Raw genomic sequence first — 22,025 nt, forward strand, 5'->3', positions numbered from 1 at the left:
TCAGTATCAGGATTAACCTGTTCGAGATACTGAATACTTGATACCTGTTTTATTTTAGCTTTAAAAGTATAGGCATTGCACGTCCTTCTTTAAACTTTAGTCTTTAAGCTTTTAGCTCTCTTTAGTGTACAAGTTCCCAGCTTTTAAGGCCGAAAGTTTAATACCTTTTATCAGCGAAGAACTATAACCATTGTGCTCCATTTCGTTTAACCCTGCAATGGTGCAACCTTTCGGCGAAGTTACCTTATCTATTTCTGATTCTGGGTGTGTTCCGTGTAATAAAAGTAAATCGGCCGCTCCTTTTGCAGTTTGTACGGCCATTTTCAAGGCTTCATCGGCATGGAAACCAATTTCTACCCCACCTTGCGAAGCTGCCCTGATTCCCCTTAAAAAGAAGGCAATACCGCAGGCACAGAGTGCAGTAGCCGAAGTCATTAAATCTTCGTTTATTTTAACTACCGAACCTACCGTTTCAAACATGCGGGTTACATCTTCTAAATTTTGTGGCGAAGCATTGTCGCTTGCAATACAGGTCATGGATTGGCCTATCGCAATAGCAGTGTTGGGCATAGCCCTGATAATTTGAACATCGCTATCCAGTTTCTCGCGAACCGCAGCACAGCTTACGCCCGAGATTACTGAAATCACCAAATGTTTAGCAGGATTTATGGCCGATTGGATTTCCTCTAAAACCACATTTAACTGCTGAGGCAGCACAGCTAAAATAATCACATCTGCATCAGCTGCTGCATCAGCGTTATTGGCAGTAACCTTGTAGCGCTCTTGTGCAAACTTATATAAATTGGCTGTGTTGCGCCTGGTTAAGGTAATGTTTTTGGTTGTGGTGTAGTTGGCTTTAACCAATCCTTTTGCTAAAGATAAACCGATATTTCCGCTACCGATTATGGCGATTTTTTTCATTTTGTGGTTCGTTTTATTGTTTCTAGTTCGTTTGATTTCACAGTTTATAAGATTGCACAGCTTTCTGTTTTATTCTGAAAAGCAATTTCATCATACTATTGATGTTCTGTCCTGCTATCCGCTTTACTCCGTTACACTCCGTGCCCGCTGCTATTAGTTTTATTAGGCAAAACCAGTACATTTCAGCCTTTTTCTGCAAAAGCCTATATAACAGATTAACCTTCCGCCCTCAACCTTTAAGCCTTCTACCTTACTTCAGCATTTTAGTGCCAAAAGTACCTGTTGCAAGTTCAGTCAGTTCATCTGCTTTACCAATATACACTGCCGAAACACCTTTTTTAATCGCCTCAAAAGCATTATGCAATTTCGGGATCATCCCACCTGCAACAGTCCCATCAGCCTTCAAACCTTCAAATTCATCTGCCCTAATTTCTCTCACCACAGAGCCATCATCATTTACATCTTTCAGCACGCCCTTTTTCTCGAAGCAATATACCAAACGTGTTTCATATAAGCCCGACATCGCCACCGCCACCGACGAGGCAATAGTATCGGCATTGGTATTTAACAATTGTGTTTCCCCATCATGGGTAATGGCACATAAAACAGGTACCAAACCTGCTTTCAGTAAATTATCTAAGGTTGTTGCAGATACTGAATTTTCATCCAAATCGCCAACAAACCCATAGTCGATTTCTTTTACAGGACGTTTTTTTGCCTGAATAATATTTCCGTCTGCACCAGTTAAGCCAATTGCATTACTGCCTTTGGCCTGCAACTGTGCTACCATATTTTTATTAATCAATCCGGCGTAAACCATGGTTACAATCCGCAAAGTTTCAATATCGGTAATCCGGCGGCCTTCAATCATTTTAGCTTCAACGCCTAAACTTTCGCCCAGTTCGGTTGCAATTTTGCCGCCCCCGTGCACCAGAATTTTATCACCGGGCAAAGCCGTAAAATCCAATAAAAACCGGTGCAGGTTTTCAGAATTATCAATTACGTTGCCGCCAATTTTTATGATAGTGAGTTGTTTCATAACTTATGCTTTCCTTGGTTCGTGCCTCCACGAACCACATTAATTGTTTTATTTCACCATATTAACAATTTCGGTTCGTGAAGACACGAGCCGGGGCTGAACGTTTTACAATTCTTCCAGCATCGCTTTAATTACAGCTTGCGCAGCCCATAAACGGTTTCCCGCTTCGTGGATCACCAATGAGTTTGGTCCATCCAAAATCTCTGATGATAATTCTAAATCGCGGCGAACCGGCAAGCAATGCATTACTTTTGCATCGTTGGTGATTTTTAACTTTTCGTTGTTCATCATCCAGCCGTCAGGATAGGTTAATACCTTACCATATTCTTTATAGCTGCTCCAGTTTTTTACATAAACATAGTCGGCACCGACAAGAGCTTCTTCTAAATTATATTCAATTTTAGCCCCTGGCGTAAAATCTTCTGCCAGCTCATAACCTTCAGGCTGCGCAATCGTAAAATCGATCATGCCCTCTTCCTGTGCCTTACACATCCATTCGGCAAAAGAATTTGGTACCGCCTGCGGTAAAGCTTTTACATGCGGCGCCCAGGCCAAAACTACCTTGGGTTTTGCTCCGTCAGGTTTCTTGGTCCATGTTTCATGAATGGTAATGATATCGGCAAAACTCTGCAGGGGGTGGCGTGTTGCACTCTCCAGGCTCACTACTGGTACCGCACAGTATTTTACAAACTTGTTAAAAAAATCTTCACTGTAATCCTCCTCACGGTTGTTTAGTTTCGGGAACGACCGCAAGCCCAAAATATCGCAATACTGGCCCATAACAGCCGCAGCTTCACGGATATGCTCTACTGTAGAACCATTCATCACTACCCCATCCTGGGTTTCCAAAGCCCAGCCTTCTTTATCCAGATTCATCACCATTACATTCATACCCAAATTTAAGGCTGCTTTCTGCGTGCTTAACCGGGTACGTAAGCTTGGGTTCATAAAAACCAAACCCAGGGTTTTGTTCTTACCTAAATCCTGATGTGCATAAGGATTAGCCTTCAATGCCAATGCATCAGTTACAAATTGTTTGATGTTTGGAACATCGTGTACGGAAGTGAACAATTTCATCTTTTTTATTAGGTTAAAGGTTGGAAGGTTGAGGGTTTGCTACACCTCAATCCTCCATCACTCAAAATTTACAATTGCGATTAATACCGCCTGATTTAATTTTTTAATTTACAATTCTTAGCCTTTTCATCCCAGGCCTTCCAGCCTTCTACCTTCCTGCCACCTACCTTATTTTACCAATTTACCAAACGCAGCCAAAAACTCATCAGCATGTGCTTTGGTTAAGTTTAACGCTGGCAGCAAACGGATTACATTTGGTTTTGCCTCGCCGGTAAAAATGAAGTGTTTAAATAAAAGCTCCTTTTTAACATGCGCCAGTTCTTCAGGCAATTCAATACCAATCATTAAACCACGACCACGAACTTCTTTTACCTGCTCAAATTTCTTCAGTTCGGCAATGAGGTAATTACCAACTTCTTCGGCATTTTTCATCAGGTTATCCTGCTCCATAATTTCGAGCACCGCCAATGCAGCTGCACAAGCCAGGTGATTACCGCCAAAAGTGGTACCTAGTTCGCCATGCCAAGGTTTAAATTTCGGAGCAATAGAAATTCCGGCTACCGGAAATCCGTTGCCCATACCTTTGGCCATGGTGTATACATCGGCTTCTACACCAGCCCAATCGTGCGAGTAAAACAATCCTGTTCTACCGTAACCGCACTGCACTGAATCGGCAATGTAAACGGCATTGTACTCATCGCAAAGCGAGCGTATTTTTTGCAGGAAACTTTTCGAAGCTTCTTTAATTCCGCCAACACCCTGAATACCCTCAACAATTACAGCACAAATTTCATTGCCTTGCGTTTTAAAAGTTTCCTCCAAAGCCACCTCGTTATTGTGCGGCAAAAAGATTACGTTCTCGGTTTGATTAACCGGGGCTACAATTTTAGGATTATCGGTTACTGCCACTGCCAAAGAGGTACGGCCATGAAAAGCACCGCTAAAAGCAATTACCTTTTTTCTTCCATTGTAAAAAGAAGCCAGTTTAAGTGCATTTTCATTGGCTTCTGCGCCCGAGTTACATAAAAATAACTGAAAATCTTTTTTGCCCGATACTTCACCCAGCTTCTCAGCCAGTTGTACCTGCAAAGGAATTTTAACTGAATTAGAATAAAATCCCACTTTACTTAACTGATCGGTTAAACGACTTACGTAATGCGGGTTGGTATGGCCAATTGAAATTACAGCATGACCGCCGTATAAATCTAAATATTGTTGTCCGTTAGCATCCCAAACATTACTGCCGGCTGCTTTGGTAATTTCTATATCGTTAAGTGGGTAAACGTCGAATAAGTTCATTTTATTAAGGTTTTTGTCATTCTGAGGAACGAAGAATCTGTTGCGTAAGTTGCAGATGCTTCGTGCCTCAGCATGACAGGTTATTAAAAGTTCGCGGCTTTCAACTTCAAGCCTGCAGTTTCCTCCAGTCCGAACATTAAGTTCATATTCTGAACCGCTTGTCCACTGGCACCTTTTAACAGGTTATCGATAATGCTGATTACAAATAGTTTATTGCCATGTTTTTCGATATGTACCAATGCTTTATTGGTATTTACAACCTGTTTTAAATCAATATTTTTCCGGCTTACATGCGTAAAAGGATGCGCGCTGTAATAATCTTCGTAAATGGTTTGCGCTTCTTCTAAAGTGAGGTCGCTTTCCATGTACATTGCGGCCAAAATACCACGTGTAAATGCACCCCTTTGTGGGATGAAGTTCAATGTCTGGGCAAGTGAAGGCTGCAACTGCAACAAACTTTCGCTGATCTCATTTAAGTGTTGATGCTCAAAAGCTTTATAAATAGAAAGATTATTATTTCTCCAGCTAAAATGAGAGGTTGTAGCTAAGCTCTGCCCTGCTCCTGTAGAACCTGTAGTAGCATTAATGTGCACTTCTTGGTTTATCAACCCTTTAGCAGCCAATGGCAATAAACCCAACTGGATACAAGTTGCAAAACAACCTGGATTAGCAATATTGTTTGCAGATTTAATTTTATCGCGGTTTAATTCAGGAAGGCCGTAAACAAATTGACGGTTTTCGAAAGTAGATTTTTCGTGTAACCTGAAGTCCTGCGATAAATCTATTACTTTGATGTTTTCGTTAATTGAATTTGCCGCTAAAAACTTCTTTGCATCGCCATGGCCAACGCAAAGAAAAAGCACATCAATATCCTGCGGAATATCATTTACGAAACGTAAATCGGTATCGCCTATTAAATCAGTATGTACATCAGAAATCAGATTTCCGGCATTACTTGTGCTATTTACGAAAGCAATTTCAACATTTGGGTGGTTAACCAAAATGCGTAGCATTTCGCCTCCTGTGTAACCTGCCCCGCCAATTATCCCTGCTTTAATTTTATTCATCGCTATGAGTTTAGTACTATTTTATAAAGAAAAAAATCTTCGTCGTTTGCCTGTTTAATAAAGCCTATACTTTCGTACAAATGCTGTGCATTGTAATTATCTACAGCCGTTTCCAGTTGTACAAATGTAGCACCGGTGGTTTTGGCAAACTCCATGGCGGTTTTAATCAGCTTTTCGCCAATGCCTTGTTTACGGTAATTTGCATCAACGTACAGATCGTTTAAGATCCAGTTTTTACTTAATCTTACCGAGGAGTATTTTGGGTATAGCTGCGTAAAACCTATAGCTTGCTGGTTATCCGCATCGATGGCTATAAAAATTACCGATTCGTTGTGCTGCAAACGTTCATCGATAAAAGCCTTGGCCATCCCGATATCCGAAAACTGATTGTAGAATATACGATATTGATTAAACAGACCCGCTACCAGATGGGCTTCATTTATTCCTACTCGTTTAATTCCTATATTATTCACAATCAGTTCTGTCGTTTTGGGTTGATGGATAGGAAAAAAGAATAAATTCCAGGTCATCAGGCCCGTTGTTCATGATTTTATGTTTGTGGCCAGCTTTAATTTGCAAGCCTTTGTTGGCGTTAACGGTAAATGTTTCACCTTCAATTAAAAATGTTGCCTGCCCTTTCAATATGAAGAAAAATTGCGCTGCATAAGTATGAAAGTGCAATTTCTCAGCGGTTTTCGCAGGCATCAGCTCTTGTTTAACCGATGCCTCCGGGCTATTTACAAAATTCCAACCATCACAATTATCACCCCATTTGTAGTGGTTCAGACATTGCTCTTTGGAAAGGATTTCTTTCATTTTTAAGTGTTCAGTATTTTAGTGCTGGATCAAGGCCTTGCGTTAGGTTTGGATAAGCGTTAAAAAGATTGCTTCGTCCTGCCTCCTCGCAATGACGTTTAGTCTTATGCTTCCTCTCCGTTTACTTTGTGCCAAATCATTACCTGGTTACCGAAAATTTTAGAGAAACCTTTAACATCTTCTCCGCTCCAGGCGTTGTTCATTTCACCGTAGCTACCAAATTTGTTGCTCATTAAATCATGGTTAGATTCAATACCGATAATCTGGAAACGATATGGCAATAGTTCAACGAACACTTTACCGCTCACAAATTTTTGTGTATCAGCCAAAAATGCTTCAATGTTCCGCATAATCGGATCGTGGAACTGACCTTCGTGCAACCAGTTACCATAGAAAGAAGATAATTGCTCTTTCCAGCTTAACTGCCATTTGGTTAAAGTATGTTTTTCTAAAGTGTGGTGTGCTTTGATGATAATTACAGGACCAGCTGCCTCGAAACCAACACGACCTTTAATGCCGATAATGGTATCTCCTACGTGAATATCGCGACCAATACCAAAAGGTTGTGCAATAGCCTGTAATTTCTGGATAGCCCTTACCGGCGCTAATTTTTCGCCATCAATAGCAACCAGTTCACCTTTTTCGAAAGTAAGCTCAATTTTGCGCGATTCGGTTTCTGAAACCTGCGTTGGCCAGGCACTTTCAGGTAAAGTTTCGTTAGAAGTTAAAGTTTCTTTACCACCTACCGAAGTACCCCATAAGCCTTTGTTAATTGAATATCTTGCTTTCTCAGCGCTATACTCAACACCATGGCCGGCTAAATATTCGATTTCGGCTTCACGCGATAATTTTAAATCCCTGATTGGGGTAATAATTTCAACACCTGGAATCAGGATATTAAAAATCATATCGAAACGAACCTGGTCGTTACCTGCACCAGTACTGCCATGTGCTACATAATCAGCACCGATTTTCTTTACATAATTAGCAATTGCTGTAGCCTGACTTACGCGTTCTGCACTAACAGAAAGTGGGTAAGTAGCATTTTTCAATACGTTACCGAAAATCAGGTATTTAATGCAATCTTCGTAATAACCTTCTGTTTCATCTACCACAGCATGCGATTTCACTCCTAAAGCATAGGCTCTTTTCTCAATTTCCTGTAATTCCTCATCAGAGAAACCACCAGTATTTACAATCACCGAGTGAACTTCTAATCCACGGTCTTTTGCCAGGTAAATACAGCAAAATGAGGTATCTAATCCTCCGCTAAATGCTAAAACAACTTTTTTCATGCTATTTAAATAAAAGGGTAAATAAAAATAAAAGGGCTTTTAAGCCAGTTTTTGGCTTAGGTTTAACAACCAGACGTTGTTTAATGCGCATAAAGCGCTCGTATAATTTGGGTTTCTTTTGCAGTTCTTCGGCAAATTGTTTGGCTACTTCGTGTTTTTTCTCAGCCGGATCGTAAAGCATGGCGGTGCACATGCAATTTTTACGTTCCTTCATTTTTAAAATTTCGAAGTTCACGCAACTCTGGCAGCCTTTCCAAAATTCTTCATCCTGGGTAAGTTCGCTGTAAGTAACAGGTTCGTAGCCTAAATCTGAATTGATTTTCATTACCGCTAAGCCTGTTGTTAAACCAAATATTTTTGCCTTTGGGTACAACTTTCGCGATAAGCCGAAAATTTCATTTTTAATGGCCTTTGCCAGTCCGGCTTTGCGGTATTTAGGACTTACTACCAAACCACTGTTGGCCACAAATTGCCCGTGGCTCCAGGTTTCGATATAGCAAAATCCGGCCCATGAACCATCCTTGTGAAAAGCAATAACCGATTTGCCTTCTTGCATCTTGTTAGAGATGTATTCTGGCGAACGCTTCGCGATACCCGTACCACGCGCTTTCGCAGATTCGGCCATCTCGGTTACAATTTCTTCTGCAAATACACGATGTTCAGGAAGTGCAACCTGCACTATAAATTCGTTAATATCCATTCGTTTTCTAACGAAAAATTATAAGTATTCTTGTTAATTGGGTTTTTAGAGAGGATCAATTCCTCGTTACGTTTAGTTGAGTACTAAATACGTGGAGTAAAATTTTGCCGGCTTGTGGGGTAATAAAATACGGGTTGAAAACGATTAATAAATAAACTCTCACCAGCAACCAAATGGGCTGTGAAAACAGAAAGTTTATGTAAAAATTGCTTAATCATTTCTTGCGTATTAAAACGGCTTTAACTCTATTGAGGTGCAAAGGTTTAAATAAAAATCGAGTTACACAATATTATCATCATTTTTTTATGCCTTGAGCTTAATTTTTTAAACTAATCTGACTTAATTATGCCTAAACGCACACATTCATTTAAAATTAAAAAGCAATTGTTAGGCAGATCGAATTAAATCCAACCGGCCAATGTTAACATTGTTAAAAAAAGCCGGTAAACTTTAACATCTGCTTAACATGATTTAACAACCTCCAATAAGGTTTAAAAGCAATATTTGTGGGCTTGTAGCGAAAATTGCCAGGCAACCGTTTTATGGATACCCTTTAATATTTAAATCAAATTTCAAAAAAAGATGAAGAATTTTACTCCTTTCAATCTCAAATTTATCCCTTTATTTATTTTCGTTGTTTTAACCGCATTAACTTCCTGCAAAAAAGATGAGACAGATACTACGATTTCCTATTTAAGGGTTGTAAATGCCTCGCCTTCTTCAGCTACTTATAATGCTTATTTCAATGGTACCATGGTTACTTCGGCGGCCTTACCTTTCGGTGGCTCGGCTGCTTACGGTTCTTATGCACCAGGTGCCTATACTTTAAAATTTACCACAGCCAGTAGCGCTGAAAGCCTGCTGAGCAAAACCGTAACCCTGGGCGTAAACACCTATTATTCTACTTACCTGATTAATAAGCCTGCGGCGTTAGATATTTACACCATTGCCGACGACTTGAGCATCAATGCTACCGACAAAGCTTATGTGCGTTTTATCAACTTATCGCCTGATGCACCCGCGTTAGATCTGGCTAAAACCAGCGCAACTACCACATTGGCTACCAACAAGGCTTATAAAACAGCAAGTGCTTTTACCACTGTTGATGCCGGAACTTATACGCTTGACACTAAAGAAACCTCCTCAGGAACAGTTAAGGCTACATCAGCCAGTACTACCTTTGTGGCGGGCTACCATTACGATGTTATTTGTGGAGGGCTAGTAACACCTGCAAATGATACGGAAAGACCGTTAAGCTTGCAAGTGATATTGATTAAGTAAGAAGATTAAAAATCCCAAAACAAAGGCGGCAATTTTCTTTTAGAAAATTGCCGCCTTTGTTGAAAACTGAAATGATTATTTTTTGATTACATCAGGAAATTTTACCTGGATTACATAAGTACCTTCTAACTTCAATTGCCACGACCATCTTGGATTTACAGAAAAACCTGGCGATGCCGGAAAGCCATCTATTGACTTGATAAAGGTACTCGGTATTCTGTAATACATTAAGAACCCCCAATCGGTAGTTGGTGTAACGTATTTTGTTAAAGGAAACGGTGCTACCTCAAAATCGCAGATCATAGCGGTATCAGTTTGAATAACCGGGTTGAATTTAGCATAGTTTTCAAAAATTGGCCTATCTCCCCTTGCTATAATTTCTCCTGCTTTAGGATTAAAAACTTTACCATTTTTATCAACCATCTTTAAAATGGCCCTCGCACCACTGTTAGATATTTTGGTACAGGTAATGATTGGGTTTTTCATCGGCGTTACTGCACCCGTAACATCATTAAAGCCGTTAGCAACATCATCTGTGATAACGAATAAATCATCGATGCCCGGATCTACCACGTTGATCGTAGCCAGTTTTGGAAAAAGCTTTGTGCCGGTAACGTTGGTCATCTCTACATCAAAAATATATCTGCCCAATGGCAAATTAGCCGAAGCTTTATTAAAGGTAAGCTGGCCGCTATTTTCATTAAAGTACATGGGTAACCGCTTAACTAACTCTCTCTTTTTATCCAGTTGTTCACGCGTAACATCTGTTTCCGGATCAAAATTCATTCCTGTTTTAAACACCAAAATTTCATATTCTTTTGAAAATTCTGCCGGCGCCGGAGAGCCGTCCTCTTTTCTCAGGTTTAACATTTTAAAGGTGTAAGGAGGCGTAGATCCATCAGCATTAATTCTATCAGACTGGAAAAGGATTAATCCCCTTTTGGCAAAAATATCATTGTCTTTATAACGAATTCCATCACTTTGGAAACCTTTCTCAATTTTTGTACAGGCATATATGCTTAATAAGAATAGTAGGCCTAAAATATATTTAACTTTCATATTTGATAATATTTATGGTTTAATTCCCTAAAGGTTGTGCATTAAAGAACAAACGATGATTTCCAGTTAAAACATGAACAATTCCGGTTTTAGTTACGATGCCGGAAGTTTGAACATCCGCGGCTTTATCTTTTTGATTTTCGGGTATAGCATTCAAATCGGGTTCTTTATCATCACGTGTACCAATCACCTTAGTATAAGTAACATAATCTACGTAATTTATATACTGACCGTATTCATAAGAACGTCTAAATTTTATCATATACTGGACGTTTGGAATTACACCTAATACACTATTGTATAATTTACCCCCAAGCGTAATCTGATCCCTGTTTATTTTTCCTGCAAACAGATAGGTTTTTAAAGAATCGCTTAGCTCCTTCGATGGAATATCCTTTATTCCGAAATTAAAATTTTCATTCCCGGTTTCAATAGCCTTTTGGTTCTTCTTTGCCTTTACATAATCGGCAACGCTATAATTGGTAGCAGCAAAGAAGGTAACATCTCCATTTACGATATCTTTTAAGCCCGCTTTATCAATTACTTTCACCAAAGAATCAAAATTTCGGTTAGATTTTAAATAATCGTAGGTGGTCATATCCACATAGGCATTACTAGTACCTCCATCACGTTTATAATCGTCTTTCTTACATGCCGATAAGGCAGTTAAGATTATGCATATATATATTAAAATATTATTTTTCATGATTTTTAATCTTAGGATTAAATTTATTTATACTTTACCCAACCAATAGGTAGTTTGTTTCAGATAAGGATTGTTCCTAAACAAAGCAGGATCTAAAGGCCAATAAAAGCCTTCTTTTCTAAATCTTGCTTCAGGAAGCCAGTCTACAATAAAGCCATATCTTCTGGTCCGCAGCAAATCATAAAATAAATGTCCTTCCAAAAACATTTCCCTTCCACGTTCTATAATATATTCGTCCATTACATCACTTACCGATAAGCCATTGTCTACCAGAACAGGAGAAGGATCATTTCTTTTTCTAAAGTTATTGATAATTGTAGTTGCAGTAGCTGCATCGCCTTTATAAAGTGCAATTTCTGCTTTTAGTAACTGCATATCCCCTAATCTGAATATGATGATGTTATTGCTTAAATAAGGGTTTAATTTTTGTCCCGGATTTCGGTAAGTTACATTGCTGTATTTAATACACATTGGTTTTTCGGGCAGTGTAAAATCAAAACCTTTTTTTAACCTGATATCAGTATCAGTATAAAAATGATCATTGATATACCTTGGCACGACATAAAACCTGGGGTTATTACCAAAACCATTAATGTAGCTTCCGTTTAAAAATTCTGCACCTACCGAACTTGCCGACCCCTCAAGCGTATTTTCGCTAATATTAATCTCAAAAATACCTTCCGAAGAGCGTCCTATAAATGTATTTTTATAATTGGCCTTATCGGTTAAGGTATAACCACCGCGACTAATCAAGGTATTAATAGTTGTATCGGCACTGTTTACATCTACCATATTTGGCGCATCTGTGGAGACATCAGACATGGTTGCCCGCCACAAATACAAATGGGCTAACAGTGCATAAGCAGATCCTTTATTGGCCGTCACTTTCGCATCGCCAGTATTGCTATAGGTCCAACCCAACAAATTAATGGCCTTATGACAGTCATCCTCTACCAGTTTCATTACCTCTGCTCTTGGTTTTCTGGGTAATTGAGGTGCATTAAGCGGATCTTCATAAGATTCGGTAACAATTGGCACATCACCCCAAACGCGTACCATCATAAAATAACTTAAGGCCCTTAAAAAATAAGCCTGACCTAAAATGTTATTTCTAAATTCAGTAGCATCATCTTCTGTAGATAATTGTGCATCTGTCATAGCAGCTGCTTTCTGTAATATGAGATTAGACATGGCTATACTTTTATAATAAAGTGTGTAATTAGCCAATGTGTTTAAGTTGTATTGAAAGGTGAAATCGCCGTTTTGTATCCCCTCCAGCCCATCGCCGGTATACTGCATGGTAAAGTAGTTTTTAGCAATGGCATCGCCATACATATAGTAGCGGTTATTTTTGTTGGTAATGGCATTGCGGAACAAGGCATAATTACCAGCCATAGCACCTCTTGCATCTTTAGCCGTTTTCCAGAAAGTTTGCTCGTATGGCGCATCTTTAGGTTCTTCGTAAAGTAGCTTTTTACAAGCACTGGTACTTAAAATAATGATTACAGTGCTTAATATGCTGAGTTTTGTTATTATATTTTTCATCTTAATGGTATTAAAATTGAACTTGAAGACCTAAAGTATATTTTTTCGGGATCGGATATCCCGTTCCGATATACTCACCATATCCGTTTACAGCCTCTGCATCTGGCAATTTTTTAGATTGCTGGAACATGTGCACATTATCGATCATAGCAAACACTTTAAACTGACTTAAGCCCCACTTACTAAGGGTTTTGGCACCTAAATCGTACCCCAGCGTAATATTTTTTATCCTTAAATACCCTCCCTTTTCTAAGAAAAACGTTTGTGCACCTGTATAATAATAACGGTAAGTACCCAAATCGTATTTAGCATACTCGGCGTTATCACCCGGATTTCTCCAAATATTTAATTTATCCAAATCAGGCGTAGAGAAGCTGGCAAATTGGTAGATTGCATTTCCATCCTGAGAATTTGCAAAACGGTCTGAATCGAACAAGTTTAGCACATCTCTTTTAAAGGTAAATGTTGCAAAAACACTCAATGAGAAATTTTTGTAGCTAAAATTATTGGTCCAACCACCTGTAAAACGAGGATTCGGATCGCCAATTGGCTGTTTGTCCGGATTAATACCATCATTAAAAATATCTACAAAATAATCGCCATCTAAATCGGCCAGGTAAAAATCTCCTTCGTTAAAAGTGCCGTTACTGTTCCGGTAACGTTCGCCGGTAAATGGATTTTGTGGAATATCTCCGGTTCTTGAAAATACACCCTTGGTTCGATAAAGGTAAAATGCATTAAGTGGGCTACCCACTGATAGAATATGGGTTTTATCAAACCGATCACCTCTCAAAATGATATCGCGGCCACCATTAGGCAAGCTCATAATCTGGTTCTTATTATAAGAAAGATTAAATGAAGTATACCACTTAAATGGCTTGCTGATCAGGGTACCGTTAAAAGTAAGCTCCAAACCTGAGTTACGTACTGAAAAAGCATTGGTAAAAGCCACATCGTAACCCGAGGTAACCGGCAAATCAACGTTAAATAACTTATCCTTTACTTCTTTATTATAAACATCAAAGGTAATGGCATACTTCCCATTTTGAATTTCTAAATCCGTACCAATATTCCACTGTGTAGATTTTTCCCAGCTCAAATTCTTTTGGGCTACACCATTATTAAAATTAGGTGTGATAGCCGTAACACCATTGTAAGAGGATGCGCCGCCATTACCATCAAAAATACCATTGTTAACCAGATACTTATTGTATTGGACGTAGGCATTATTTAGATTTTCGTTACCTGTAACACCATAACTACCCCTGATTTTAATGAGGCTAAATGGATTATTGGTCATGTTTTTCATGAAATTTTCTTCAGACAAGATCCAACCAACAGATACTGACGGGAAAAAACCATATTTGTTGTTTTCACCAAAGCCCGATGAGCCATCAGTCCTTATCGAGCCAGATAATAAGTATTTATCGGCATAATCATAGCTAAAACGGCTGTAATATGCAATTAATCCATGGCCACGGTATTGTGATGAGGCAAAAATGTTAGCCTGCTGAAAACCAGTCACAACTGTTATATTATCAGAAGGACCACCAAAGCCAGCAGCTTGTGTATTTTCGTACTGATTATATTCTATATCTTGCCCTGCTAAAACATTAAATGTATGTTTACCCAGTGAACCGCTATAATTTAAATAATTAGAAGCTCTTAATCCTATTCCGCTTGAAGAAAAACTGCTGGCGCTATTTCCCAATCCATTGTTTAACAAGCTACTAAAACTCCCATCTCTTCGTTGATTATCTGATGTATATGATGATTGGGAGTTTAGCGTAAAATGTTTATTAAACTCATAACTTAAATTAAGGTTGATACCAAACTGGTTACTGATATTACGGTCTATGTTTTCGCTATTTGGGCTTACATAATATTCGAGTTTTTCTGGCGAAAGATTGATCAGTGACGAAGGTAAATTGCCCGCACCAAGCCTGGTAGGATTTGATGAGTTGTTGGGATCTTCGCCACCCCTGCCTCTATCAGTTCTTGAATAATAAAATTGAGGATTGATCGTCAATTTTTTATTAAGTGCTTTTGTTGATAAGTTGATTCTGGTACTATAGCGTTTAACGCCTGTACCTTTTACGATCCCCTGCTCATTGTAATAGCCACCGCTAAAGCGGTAAGTCATTCCATTATCCGAACCACCGGTTAAACTGATGTTGTTATCGTTTATTTTAGCCAAACGATAGAACAGATCCTGCCAGTCGGTATTTCCATTAAATACCGGATTCAAGCTATCAGTAAGCAAATAAGGCAGTTGTCTTCTCTGGTCGTAAGTGAGTTGCCTTTGCAAAACCTCCATTTTTTGTCTGCGTTCAGTAGCGCCAATGGTAGCTTCACGCAAATCAGGCCGCTGCGAAAAACCTACATAGCTACTTATATTAATTTTAGTGTCGCCACTTACTCCTTTTTTTGTTGTAATTAATATTACGCCATTGGCCGCTCTCGAACCATAAATGGCCGCAGCAGATGCATCTTTTAATACATCGATTGATTCGATATCGTTCGGATTTATACCCGCCAAATAGTTGGTGCCGGTACCTGTTCCTGGTGGAACAAAATCCTCAGAAGCCTGAGGTACCCCATCTACCACATATAGTGGCGATCTTACCGTATTAACCTGGTCGTAACTGGTGCTACCTGTAGAGTTACCACGAACCGACACGGTTGGCGCTACACCAGGCTGACCACTAAAGTTCTGAACATTTATACCGGCAAGTCTACCCTGTAGCAGCTGGTCGAAACTTGGCGAAGGCAAATTGGCAAGTTCTTTTCCTGAAATACTGGAAATAGCGGCTGTTGATTTTTTTCTGGTTATTTTCTGATAACCAATGAGTACTACCTCATCTAGCATCTTATTGTCATCCTGCAGAGAAAAGTTTATGGTACCGCTTGCAGTAATTGTTTTTTCCGCGGTAACGAAACCAACTATCCTGGCAACCAGCACAGCTTTATCGCTCTGTACAGCCAATGTGAATTTCCCATCAGCATTAGTCGAAGTCCCGTTTTTTGTCCCCTTCTCCAAAATAGATACCCCTGGTATTGGTTTATCATTCTGATCTAAAACCGTTCCTTTTATTGTTTTTTGGGCAAAAGCCAGCCAGGGAATTAATAAATAAAAAAATGTGGCCGCTAAAAATTTAACATAGCAATGTCTTGTAGAAGTTTTTTCCATTGATGATTAGTTAGTTAGGTTTGATTACTAGTAAAAGTATCGGTAATTTTAATTAGGGTTCAACTATTTTTTAACTAAGAATAACCATATTTTAACCCAAACAATTCCAATCACACAATATTTAATTCCGAAAAAAGCAGCAATCACAACGTAAAAAGTTGATTACATCAAGCTACATGGCACTTTTTTGATCCAATAACCATTATTCATACACAATTTTGGAGTAAATGTTAATTGCAAAAAATAACTATTGAATAAATCATAAACTAAAACGTTAAACTATCTTCTTTTTCCTAAATACTCTGCCTGAATTTGGGAAGTATGCATAATGCTCTGTCTCGCTATTTAGAATAATTCAAAATAATTTGGATAATCCAAATTTCTGCCGTTATTTTGCGTCTCTTTAGAATTAATCCAAATAAATTTTAAAGAACAAAAAACCAGCATGCGCTTCCATTTTAATTCGCATGAAACATATTCTTAAAATAATAAAATGAATAAAATCAGACTATTTGTATTAACCGCAGTGATGCTCTTAATCAATACCCTTGCTTTTGCACAGCAATCAGGAACTTTAAAAGGTACCATTACCACTTCAGATGGCAAGCCTGCGGCTTACATTTCAGTAGGTTTAAAAGGCAAGGGCTTAGGGAACGTTACCAATGATAAAGGCTTATATGAAATTTTACGTGTTAAACAGGGTACTTACATTTTAAGGGTATCGGCGGTTGGTATGCAAAATTTAGAAAAAACCATTACCATCCAGGCAGGCGAAAACAAAGTAGTAGACGTGGTAATCAGCCAAAATTCAAATCAGTTGAGCGAGGTAAACATTAACCAGGGTGTAAATAAATATATCGCTAAAAAGAGCGAATACATTTCTAAAATGCCACTTAACAATTTAGAAAACCCACAGGTTTATACTACCATTACCAAAGAAACTATGGCCGACCAGCTTGTGTTTTCAGTTGATGATGCGACCCGTAATGCTACAGGTATTCAAAAAATGTGGGAATCTACAGGTCGTGGTGGCGATGGTGGTGCTTATTATGCATCGAGAGGCTTTATTGTACAGGCCAAGTTAAGAAATGGTATTGCGGGCAACGTTACCGGCCGCAACGACGTTGCCAACTTAGAAAGTGTAGAATTTATTAAAGGTCCATCGGCTACTTTATTTGGCAGTACATTAACTTCGTACGGTGGTTTAATTAACCGCATCACCAAAAAACCTTTTGAAGGAACGGGAGGCTCAGTAAGTTATTCAACAGGCACTTACGATTTTAACCGGGTTAGTACCGATTTTAATTTCCCAGTTGATAAAGCCAACCATATTTATGCCCGTATCAATACTTCGTATAATTACAAGGGTTCTTTTCAGGAAAATGTTTTTGACAAAGGCTTCTTTATCGCGCCAAGCTTGTCGTATAAAGTAAACGACAAATTAGACTTCGTTTTTGACGCTGAAATTGCCAATGGTAAAAACACTTTAAAACCATTCGTTTTCTTCTATTTCCCGGTTGCACAACTGGGTTTTGACAGGGCCGATCAATCTGGCATTCCTTACGATAAATCGTTCACCGGCGATGCCATGAAACAAAAATACAACAGTTCGAATTTCTTTGGTCAGGCCAATTATAAGTTTAACGACAATTGGTCTTCGCATACTAGTTTTTCGAGCAATTATAGCTTTTCAAATGGTCGTGGCACTTATCTTTTTCTTGTTCCAAACAGTTTCTTCAATCCTGCAGCAGCTCCCGGTGCCGATAATTTATCAAGGGCAGATCAATCAACCGACAACAGTAAAATCTTCACTTACGAAGTACAACAAAACTTTAACGGTACATTTAACTTAGGTTCAGTTAAAAACCGCGTTGTACTTGGCCTAGATTATTTACGCCAAAATTCCGATCAGTTGTTTTACTCGATAGACACCTTCGATATTACCAACAAAAACGGAACAGGTGCCAATTACAACAATTTTACTGAGGCTAATTTAGCGGCGTTTTACGCGGCAAACCCTTATTCTAAATATCCGGTTAACTTCAAATCCAACACCTATAGTGCTTACGCATCAGATGTAATTAACTTAACCGACAGGTTAATTGCCCTTGCAGCTTTAAGGGTTGATCGTTTTGACAATAAAGGCAATTCTGACCGTTCAGGTTCGGCACCGAAAGGCGCTTACAAGCAAACTGTTTTCTCGCCAAAATTCGGTTTGGTATTTCAACCGGTTAAAGATCAGTTATCATTATTTGCCAACTACCAAAATGGTTTTAATAACATCAATGGTATAGATTACAAAGGCGATGCTTTTAAAGCAGAACAAGCTAACCAGATTGAAGGTGGTATTAAAGCCAATGCTTTTAACGGCAAAATAACCGGATCGGTATCTTACTACTACATCAAAGTGAAAGATATTGTCAGGGGTTATAATTTAGATCCAACAAATCCAAATGCCCAGATTCAGGATGGTAACAAAATCAGCAAAGGTATAGAAGCCGAAGTTATTGCAAACCCGGTAAACGGCTTAAATATTATCGCAGGCTTTGCCTATAACGATAACCATTTAGAAAATGCATCGCCTGATGTTGAAGGCAGAAGAGATGCTTACTCAGCCGCACCTTACTCGGCAAATTTATGGGTAAGCTATAAATTCTTGTCGGGTTCGTTAAGAGGCCTTGGCCTGGGTGCAGGTGGTAACTACGCCAGTGATAACAAAATTGTAAATAGTGTAAGTCAAGGGGTATTTATTTTACCGGCTTATAAGGTTTACAACGCCTCGGTATTCTACGATCACAGCAGATTTAGAATCGGTGTCAAAGTCGACAACTTTACTAATCAAAAGTACTGGACAGGCTACAGCACCATGAACCCGCAAGATCTCAGAACTTTTACGGGTAGTGTAACCTATAAATTTTAATCCATCATACCATGCGATACTGGATCAGATCAGTACCGCATGGTTTAAAAACCGAAAACATGAAAACTAAAATCTCATTATTATTATTTTTTCTGGCCTTCAGTATCTCTGGCGCTTTTGCACATGCTTTATGGATAGAAACATCGGCTACAGGCAAAAAAGGCCAGGCACAGGAAGTGAAAATTTTCTTTGGCGAATACGAAAGCGGTGAGCCCGATTCGGCAGCCAAATGGTTCAGTAACCTTAAAGATTTTAAACTGGTTCTAACAGCTCCAAATGGTAGCACTAAAGTTTTAACCGCTTCGCCTGATGTACTTTTTTACAAAGCCAGCTTTACACCCGATCAGGGTGGCACTTACAAACTTTCTGTTGTGCATGAAGTTGCTGCTGTTTACGAAAAAGCAAAAATCGAATATTATGCTTTTGCCGATGTTGCAGTAAGTACCCTGAAAATAAATACCACCTTTCCGGCTGACGCTGCCTTAACCATCAGACCAGATAAACATGCATTGAAAGCAGGAGAAACGGCCATACACCAGGTGATTTACAACAAAGCACCTTTTGCAAACAAGAAATTAACAGTGGTGGGTCCGGATAAAAAATCACAGCCTACCGAAACTGATGCGGGAGGTAAGTTTACTTTTAAACCTGCCGCCAAAGGAAATTATTTCCTGGAGGCGTTTACCGAAGATAAAACCCCGGGGAAACTAAACGGAAAAGATTACGATAAAATCTGGCACCTGGTTACCTACACCACTCAGGCAAACTAAGGCATTTTATCAAAAAACAATTAACCAATTGACTTTAATCTGTCAATTGGTTCTTTCATTAAACAAAGCTTAATGGCGCTAACAAAACCAATACAGAAAAAAACAAATAAATCGCGACTGAGACGGATTAGCGATTGGTTACACCTGTGGTTGGGTATTGCCTCTGGCCTGGTGGTTTTCCACCTGGGTATTACTGGTTGTATTTTCGCTTTCCAAAAAGAGATTACCGAATTCATTCACCGAAAAGAGGTGTTTGTTGAGGTACCCGCTAACAGAAAAACCATTGCCTTAAGTACATTAACAGCAACTGCCGAAAAAGAACTGGGCGGCAAGAAAAAAATCACTTTCTTATCCACTTATGCCGAGCCCGACAGGGCCTGGGAGTTTGGCACTTATAAAGCGGGTAATCCAGACGCTTTCTGGTATTTCGATTCGATAGATTATTACGATCTGGTCCTCATTAACCCATATACCGGAAAGGTTACTTTGGTTGCCGATCACAAATATGAGTTCTTTGGCATCATCAAAATGCTTCACTGGAGCTTCCTTATTAATCACCCCATCGGGCAGCAAATTATTGGCTGGTCTACCATCATTTTTGTTTTTCTCTTGATCTCAGGCATAATTATGTGGTGGCCTAAAAACCTCAAAAAATCAAATTTCGACAAGAGTTTTAAGATTAAGTGGAAGGCTAAATTTAAGCGGATTAATTACGATGTGCACAATGTACTGGGCTTTTATGTGATGATTATTTGCCTGATGCTGGCCTTAACTGGCCTGGTATGGGCTTTTCAATGGTTTCAATCAACCGTATATGTAGTAGCTGCAAGAAGCACCACTCCGCCTAAACAACCAGAAGCAAAATCAGATTCGACCAAAACAATTTCAGCTATCCCTTTTGATGTAGCTTTTGAAACGGCTAAAAATACTTTCAAAGGTGCCGATCGCATTGGCATGTCGCCGGCAGAAGGCGGAACAACGCCAATATATGCCACGGGATACAGGGGAACAGAAACGTACTGGAATTTTGATGTGTTGTTGTTCGATCAGTACACGGGTAAATTGCTTGCCCGTAAAAATCAGACTGAAAAAAATGCAGGCGAAGCCTTGATTGGAATGAACTACGATATCCATGTGGGTGCCATTTTAGGTCTGCCCGGAAAAATTATGGCATTTTTTGCAAGTCTTATTGCAGCCAGCCTGCCTATAACCGGATTTATTATCTGGTGGGGCAAAAAGAAAAAGAAGAAAAATCCCGCAGTTGCGGAAAACAAGCACACCTCTAATTTATTATAAAATGAAAATCTTAAACCTAATTTTGGTGTTAAGCAGTATGATTACCCTTAACGCCAATGCGCAAACAAAAGTTGATTCGCCGGAAGAAAAACTCGAAAAAGATAGAAAAGCAATCAAATCTTTAGCTGGTTTTTACGAAGTGAATTTCAATTACGGCGAAGTAACTGCTCCGGATCCAAATTACAAATTCAGCAAACCTTACGAAAGCCACGGAAGTGAGTGGGCAGAAATCATTGTAGATGAGCCTAAAAGAATTGTAATTCAGCACATGCTTGCTATTAACGATACTACGGTAATTAAACACTGGCGCCAGGACTGGACTTATGAAGACCCGAATGTTTTGCTTTACACGCAAGATAACGCCTGGAAAAAAGGTAGTTTCACCGCAGCTGATGTAAAAGGAAAATGGACGCAAAAAGTGTATCAGGTAGATGATAGCCCACGTTATCAGGGTTTCGGAACCTGGAGTCATGTTGGTGGCCACGATTCATGGTCGAGCGAAACCGATTCGCCCCTACCCAGAAGAGAATCGACCGTACGTAAAGACTATAACGTATTAACCCGAGGAAGCAGAATTACCATTACCAAAGATGGATGGATGTTTGAACAAGACAATAAAAAAGTTGTGCGCACGCCGCAAGGCGATAAATTACTGGCTGTTGAAAAAGGTTATGAAGAATTTACCAAAATAGATCCTAAAACATTTGCTTATGCACAAAAATGGTGGGCAAGCCAGCAAACTTATTGGGCCGATGTACGCGGTGTTTGGGCCGATATTATCGGATCAGGCGATACCTTTAAAGTAAAAACCATGGCCAATGGCAAATTACTTTATGAAACACTTTTCAATTTAGGAGATCAGTCCGTTAAAGAAAAATGGACCGCTGCCCAAAATAAAGAAAAAGTAAAAACAGCCTTACAGCCATATCTGGCTAAGTAAAACGGATTGTTTTTTATCGCTAATGGTTGATGGTGAATCGCGATGCGGTTAACCATCAACCATTTTTTTGTTAGCGATTTCAATGTTAGTCGGGATTTGCAATT

Annotated in this window: 18 protein-coding genes; 5 read left to right on the forward strand and 13 right to left on the reverse strand. The window is 39.2% G+C overall.

What is annotated here, in order from left to right:
- Positions 1–111: 111 nt before the first annotated feature.
- From proC to DBR40_RS15420, 9 genes are all read right to left on the reverse strand, one after another.
- Entirely contained in the window at positions 112–921 is an 810-nt protein-coding gene (gene proC / locus DBR40_RS15380) for a pyrroline-5-carboxylate reductase (protein ID WP_124560636.1), read from the reverse strand.
- A 250-nt stretch (positions 922–1,171) separates the two neighbouring features.
- Positions 1,172–1,960 (reverse strand): acetylglutamate kinase, encoded by a 789-nt coding sequence (argB, locus tag DBR40_RS15385; protein WP_124560637.1) that lies wholly within the window; start codon positions 1,958–1,960, stop codon positions 1,172–1,174.
- 105 nt (positions 1,961–2,065) lie between these two features.
- Entirely contained in the window at positions 2,066–3,037 is a 972-nt protein-coding gene (locus tag DBR40_RS15390) for an acetylornithine carbamoyltransferase (RefSeq protein WP_124560638.1), read from the reverse strand.
- A 168-nt stretch (positions 3,038–3,205) separates the two neighbouring features.
- Entirely contained in the window at positions 3,206–4,336 is a 1,131-nt protein-coding gene (locus DBR40_RS15395; protein WP_124560639.1) for an aspartate aminotransferase family protein, read from the reverse strand.
- 83 nt (positions 4,337–4,419) lie between these two features.
- Positions 4,420–5,403, reverse strand: a complete 984-nt coding sequence (argC, locus tag DBR40_RS15400) for an N-acetyl-gamma-glutamyl-phosphate reductase (RefSeq protein WP_124560640.1) — start codon at positions 5,401–5,403, stop codon at positions 4,420–4,422.
- Between the two features lie 2 nt (positions 5,404–5,405).
- On the reverse strand, positions 5,406–5,876 hold the full coding sequence (locus DBR40_RS15405) for a GNAT family N-acetyltransferase (RefSeq protein WP_124560641.1): 471 nt from the start codon (positions 5,874–5,876) through the stop codon (positions 5,406–5,408).
- The gene (locus DBR40_RS15410) at positions 5,869–6,219 is read right to left on the reverse strand and encodes a cupin domain-containing protein (protein WP_124560642.1); all 351 of its coding nucleotides are present in this window, start codon (positions 6,217–6,219) and stop codon (positions 5,869–5,871) included. The genes DBR40_RS15405 and DBR40_RS15410 overlap by 8 nt, the downstream gene beginning before the upstream one ends.
- 104 nt (positions 6,220–6,323) lie before the next feature.
- Entirely contained in the window at positions 6,324–7,514 is a 1,191-nt protein-coding gene (gene argG / locus DBR40_RS15415; protein ID WP_124560643.1) for an argininosuccinate synthase, read from the reverse strand.
- 1 nt (position 7,515) lies between these two features.
- Positions 7,516–8,214 (reverse strand): GNAT family N-acetyltransferase, encoded by a 699-nt coding sequence (locus tag DBR40_RS15420; protein WP_124560644.1) that lies wholly within the window; start codon positions 8,212–8,214, stop codon positions 7,516–7,518.
- A 582-nt stretch (positions 8,215–8,796) separates the two neighbouring features.
- Between DBR40_RS15420 and DBR40_RS15425 the strand changes: the two genes are divergently transcribed.
- Positions 8,797–9,495 (forward strand): DUF4397 domain-containing protein, encoded by a 699-nt coding sequence (locus DBR40_RS15425; protein ID WP_124560645.1) that lies wholly within the window; start codon positions 8,797–8,799, stop codon positions 9,493–9,495.
- Between the two features lie 75 nt (positions 9,496–9,570).
- Here the strand turns inward: DBR40_RS15425 and DBR40_RS15430 are convergent, their stop codons facing one another.
- From DBR40_RS15430 to DBR40_RS15445, 4 genes are read right to left on the reverse strand one after another with little or no spacing between them, the layout of a single operon-like run.
- The gene (locus DBR40_RS15430) at positions 9,571–10,554 is read right to left on the reverse strand and encodes a DUF5007 domain-containing protein (protein WP_124560646.1); all 984 of its coding nucleotides are present in this window, start codon (positions 10,552–10,554) and stop codon (positions 9,571–9,573) included.
- A 19-nt stretch (positions 10,555–10,573) separates the two neighbouring features.
- Positions 10,574–11,260: a hypothetical protein gene (locus DBR40_RS15435; protein WP_124560647.1), complete on the reverse strand. Its 687-nt coding sequence runs from the start codon at positions 11,258–11,260 to the stop codon at positions 10,574–10,576.
- A gap of 27 nt (positions 11,261–11,287) precedes the next feature.
- Entirely contained in the window at positions 11,288–12,805 is a 1,518-nt protein-coding gene (locus DBR40_RS15440) for a RagB/SusD family nutrient uptake outer membrane protein (RefSeq protein ID WP_124560648.1), read from the reverse strand.
- A gap of 10 nt (positions 12,806–12,815) precedes the next feature.
- Positions 12,816–15,995: a SusC/RagA family TonB-linked outer membrane protein gene (locus DBR40_RS15445; protein ID WP_124560649.1), complete on the reverse strand. Its 3,180-nt coding sequence runs from the start codon at positions 15,993–15,995 to the stop codon at positions 12,816–12,818.
- Between the two features lie 493 nt (positions 15,996–16,488).
- Here DBR40_RS15445 and DBR40_RS15450 point away from each other — a divergent pair, with 493 nt between their 5' ends.
- The 4 genes from DBR40_RS15450 to DBR40_RS15465 all read left to right on the forward strand — a co-directional run bounded on the left by DBR40_RS15450 (position 16,489) and on the right by DBR40_RS15465 (position 21,921).
- On the forward strand, positions 16,489–18,915 hold the full coding sequence (locus tag DBR40_RS15450) for a TonB-dependent receptor (RefSeq protein WP_124560650.1): 2,427 nt from the start codon (positions 16,489–16,491) through the stop codon (positions 18,913–18,915).
- A 59-nt stretch (positions 18,916–18,974) separates the two neighbouring features.
- On the forward strand, positions 18,975–19,685 hold the full coding sequence (locus DBR40_RS15455; protein ID WP_158674058.1) for a DUF4198 domain-containing protein: 711 nt from the start codon (positions 18,975–18,977) through the stop codon (positions 19,683–19,685).
- A gap of 72 nt (positions 19,686–19,757) precedes the next feature.
- Positions 19,758–20,981, forward strand: coding sequence for a PepSY-associated TM helix domain-containing protein (locus DBR40_RS15460; protein WP_124560652.1), 1,224 nt, complete (start codon positions 19,758–19,760; stop codon positions 20,979–20,981).
- A gap of 1 nt (position 20,982) precedes the next feature.
- Positions 20,983–21,921, forward strand: a complete 939-nt coding sequence (locus tag DBR40_RS15465) for a DUF6607 family protein (protein WP_124560653.1) — start codon at positions 20,983–20,985, stop codon at positions 21,919–21,921.
- The last annotated feature ends 104 nt before the right edge of the window (positions 21,922–22,025 follow it).

The sequence above is a fragment of the Pedobacter sp. KBW01 genome, from assembly GCF_003852395.1.
Classification (GTDB): Bacteria; Bacteroidota; Bacteroidia; order Sphingobacteriales; family Sphingobacteriaceae; genus Pedobacter.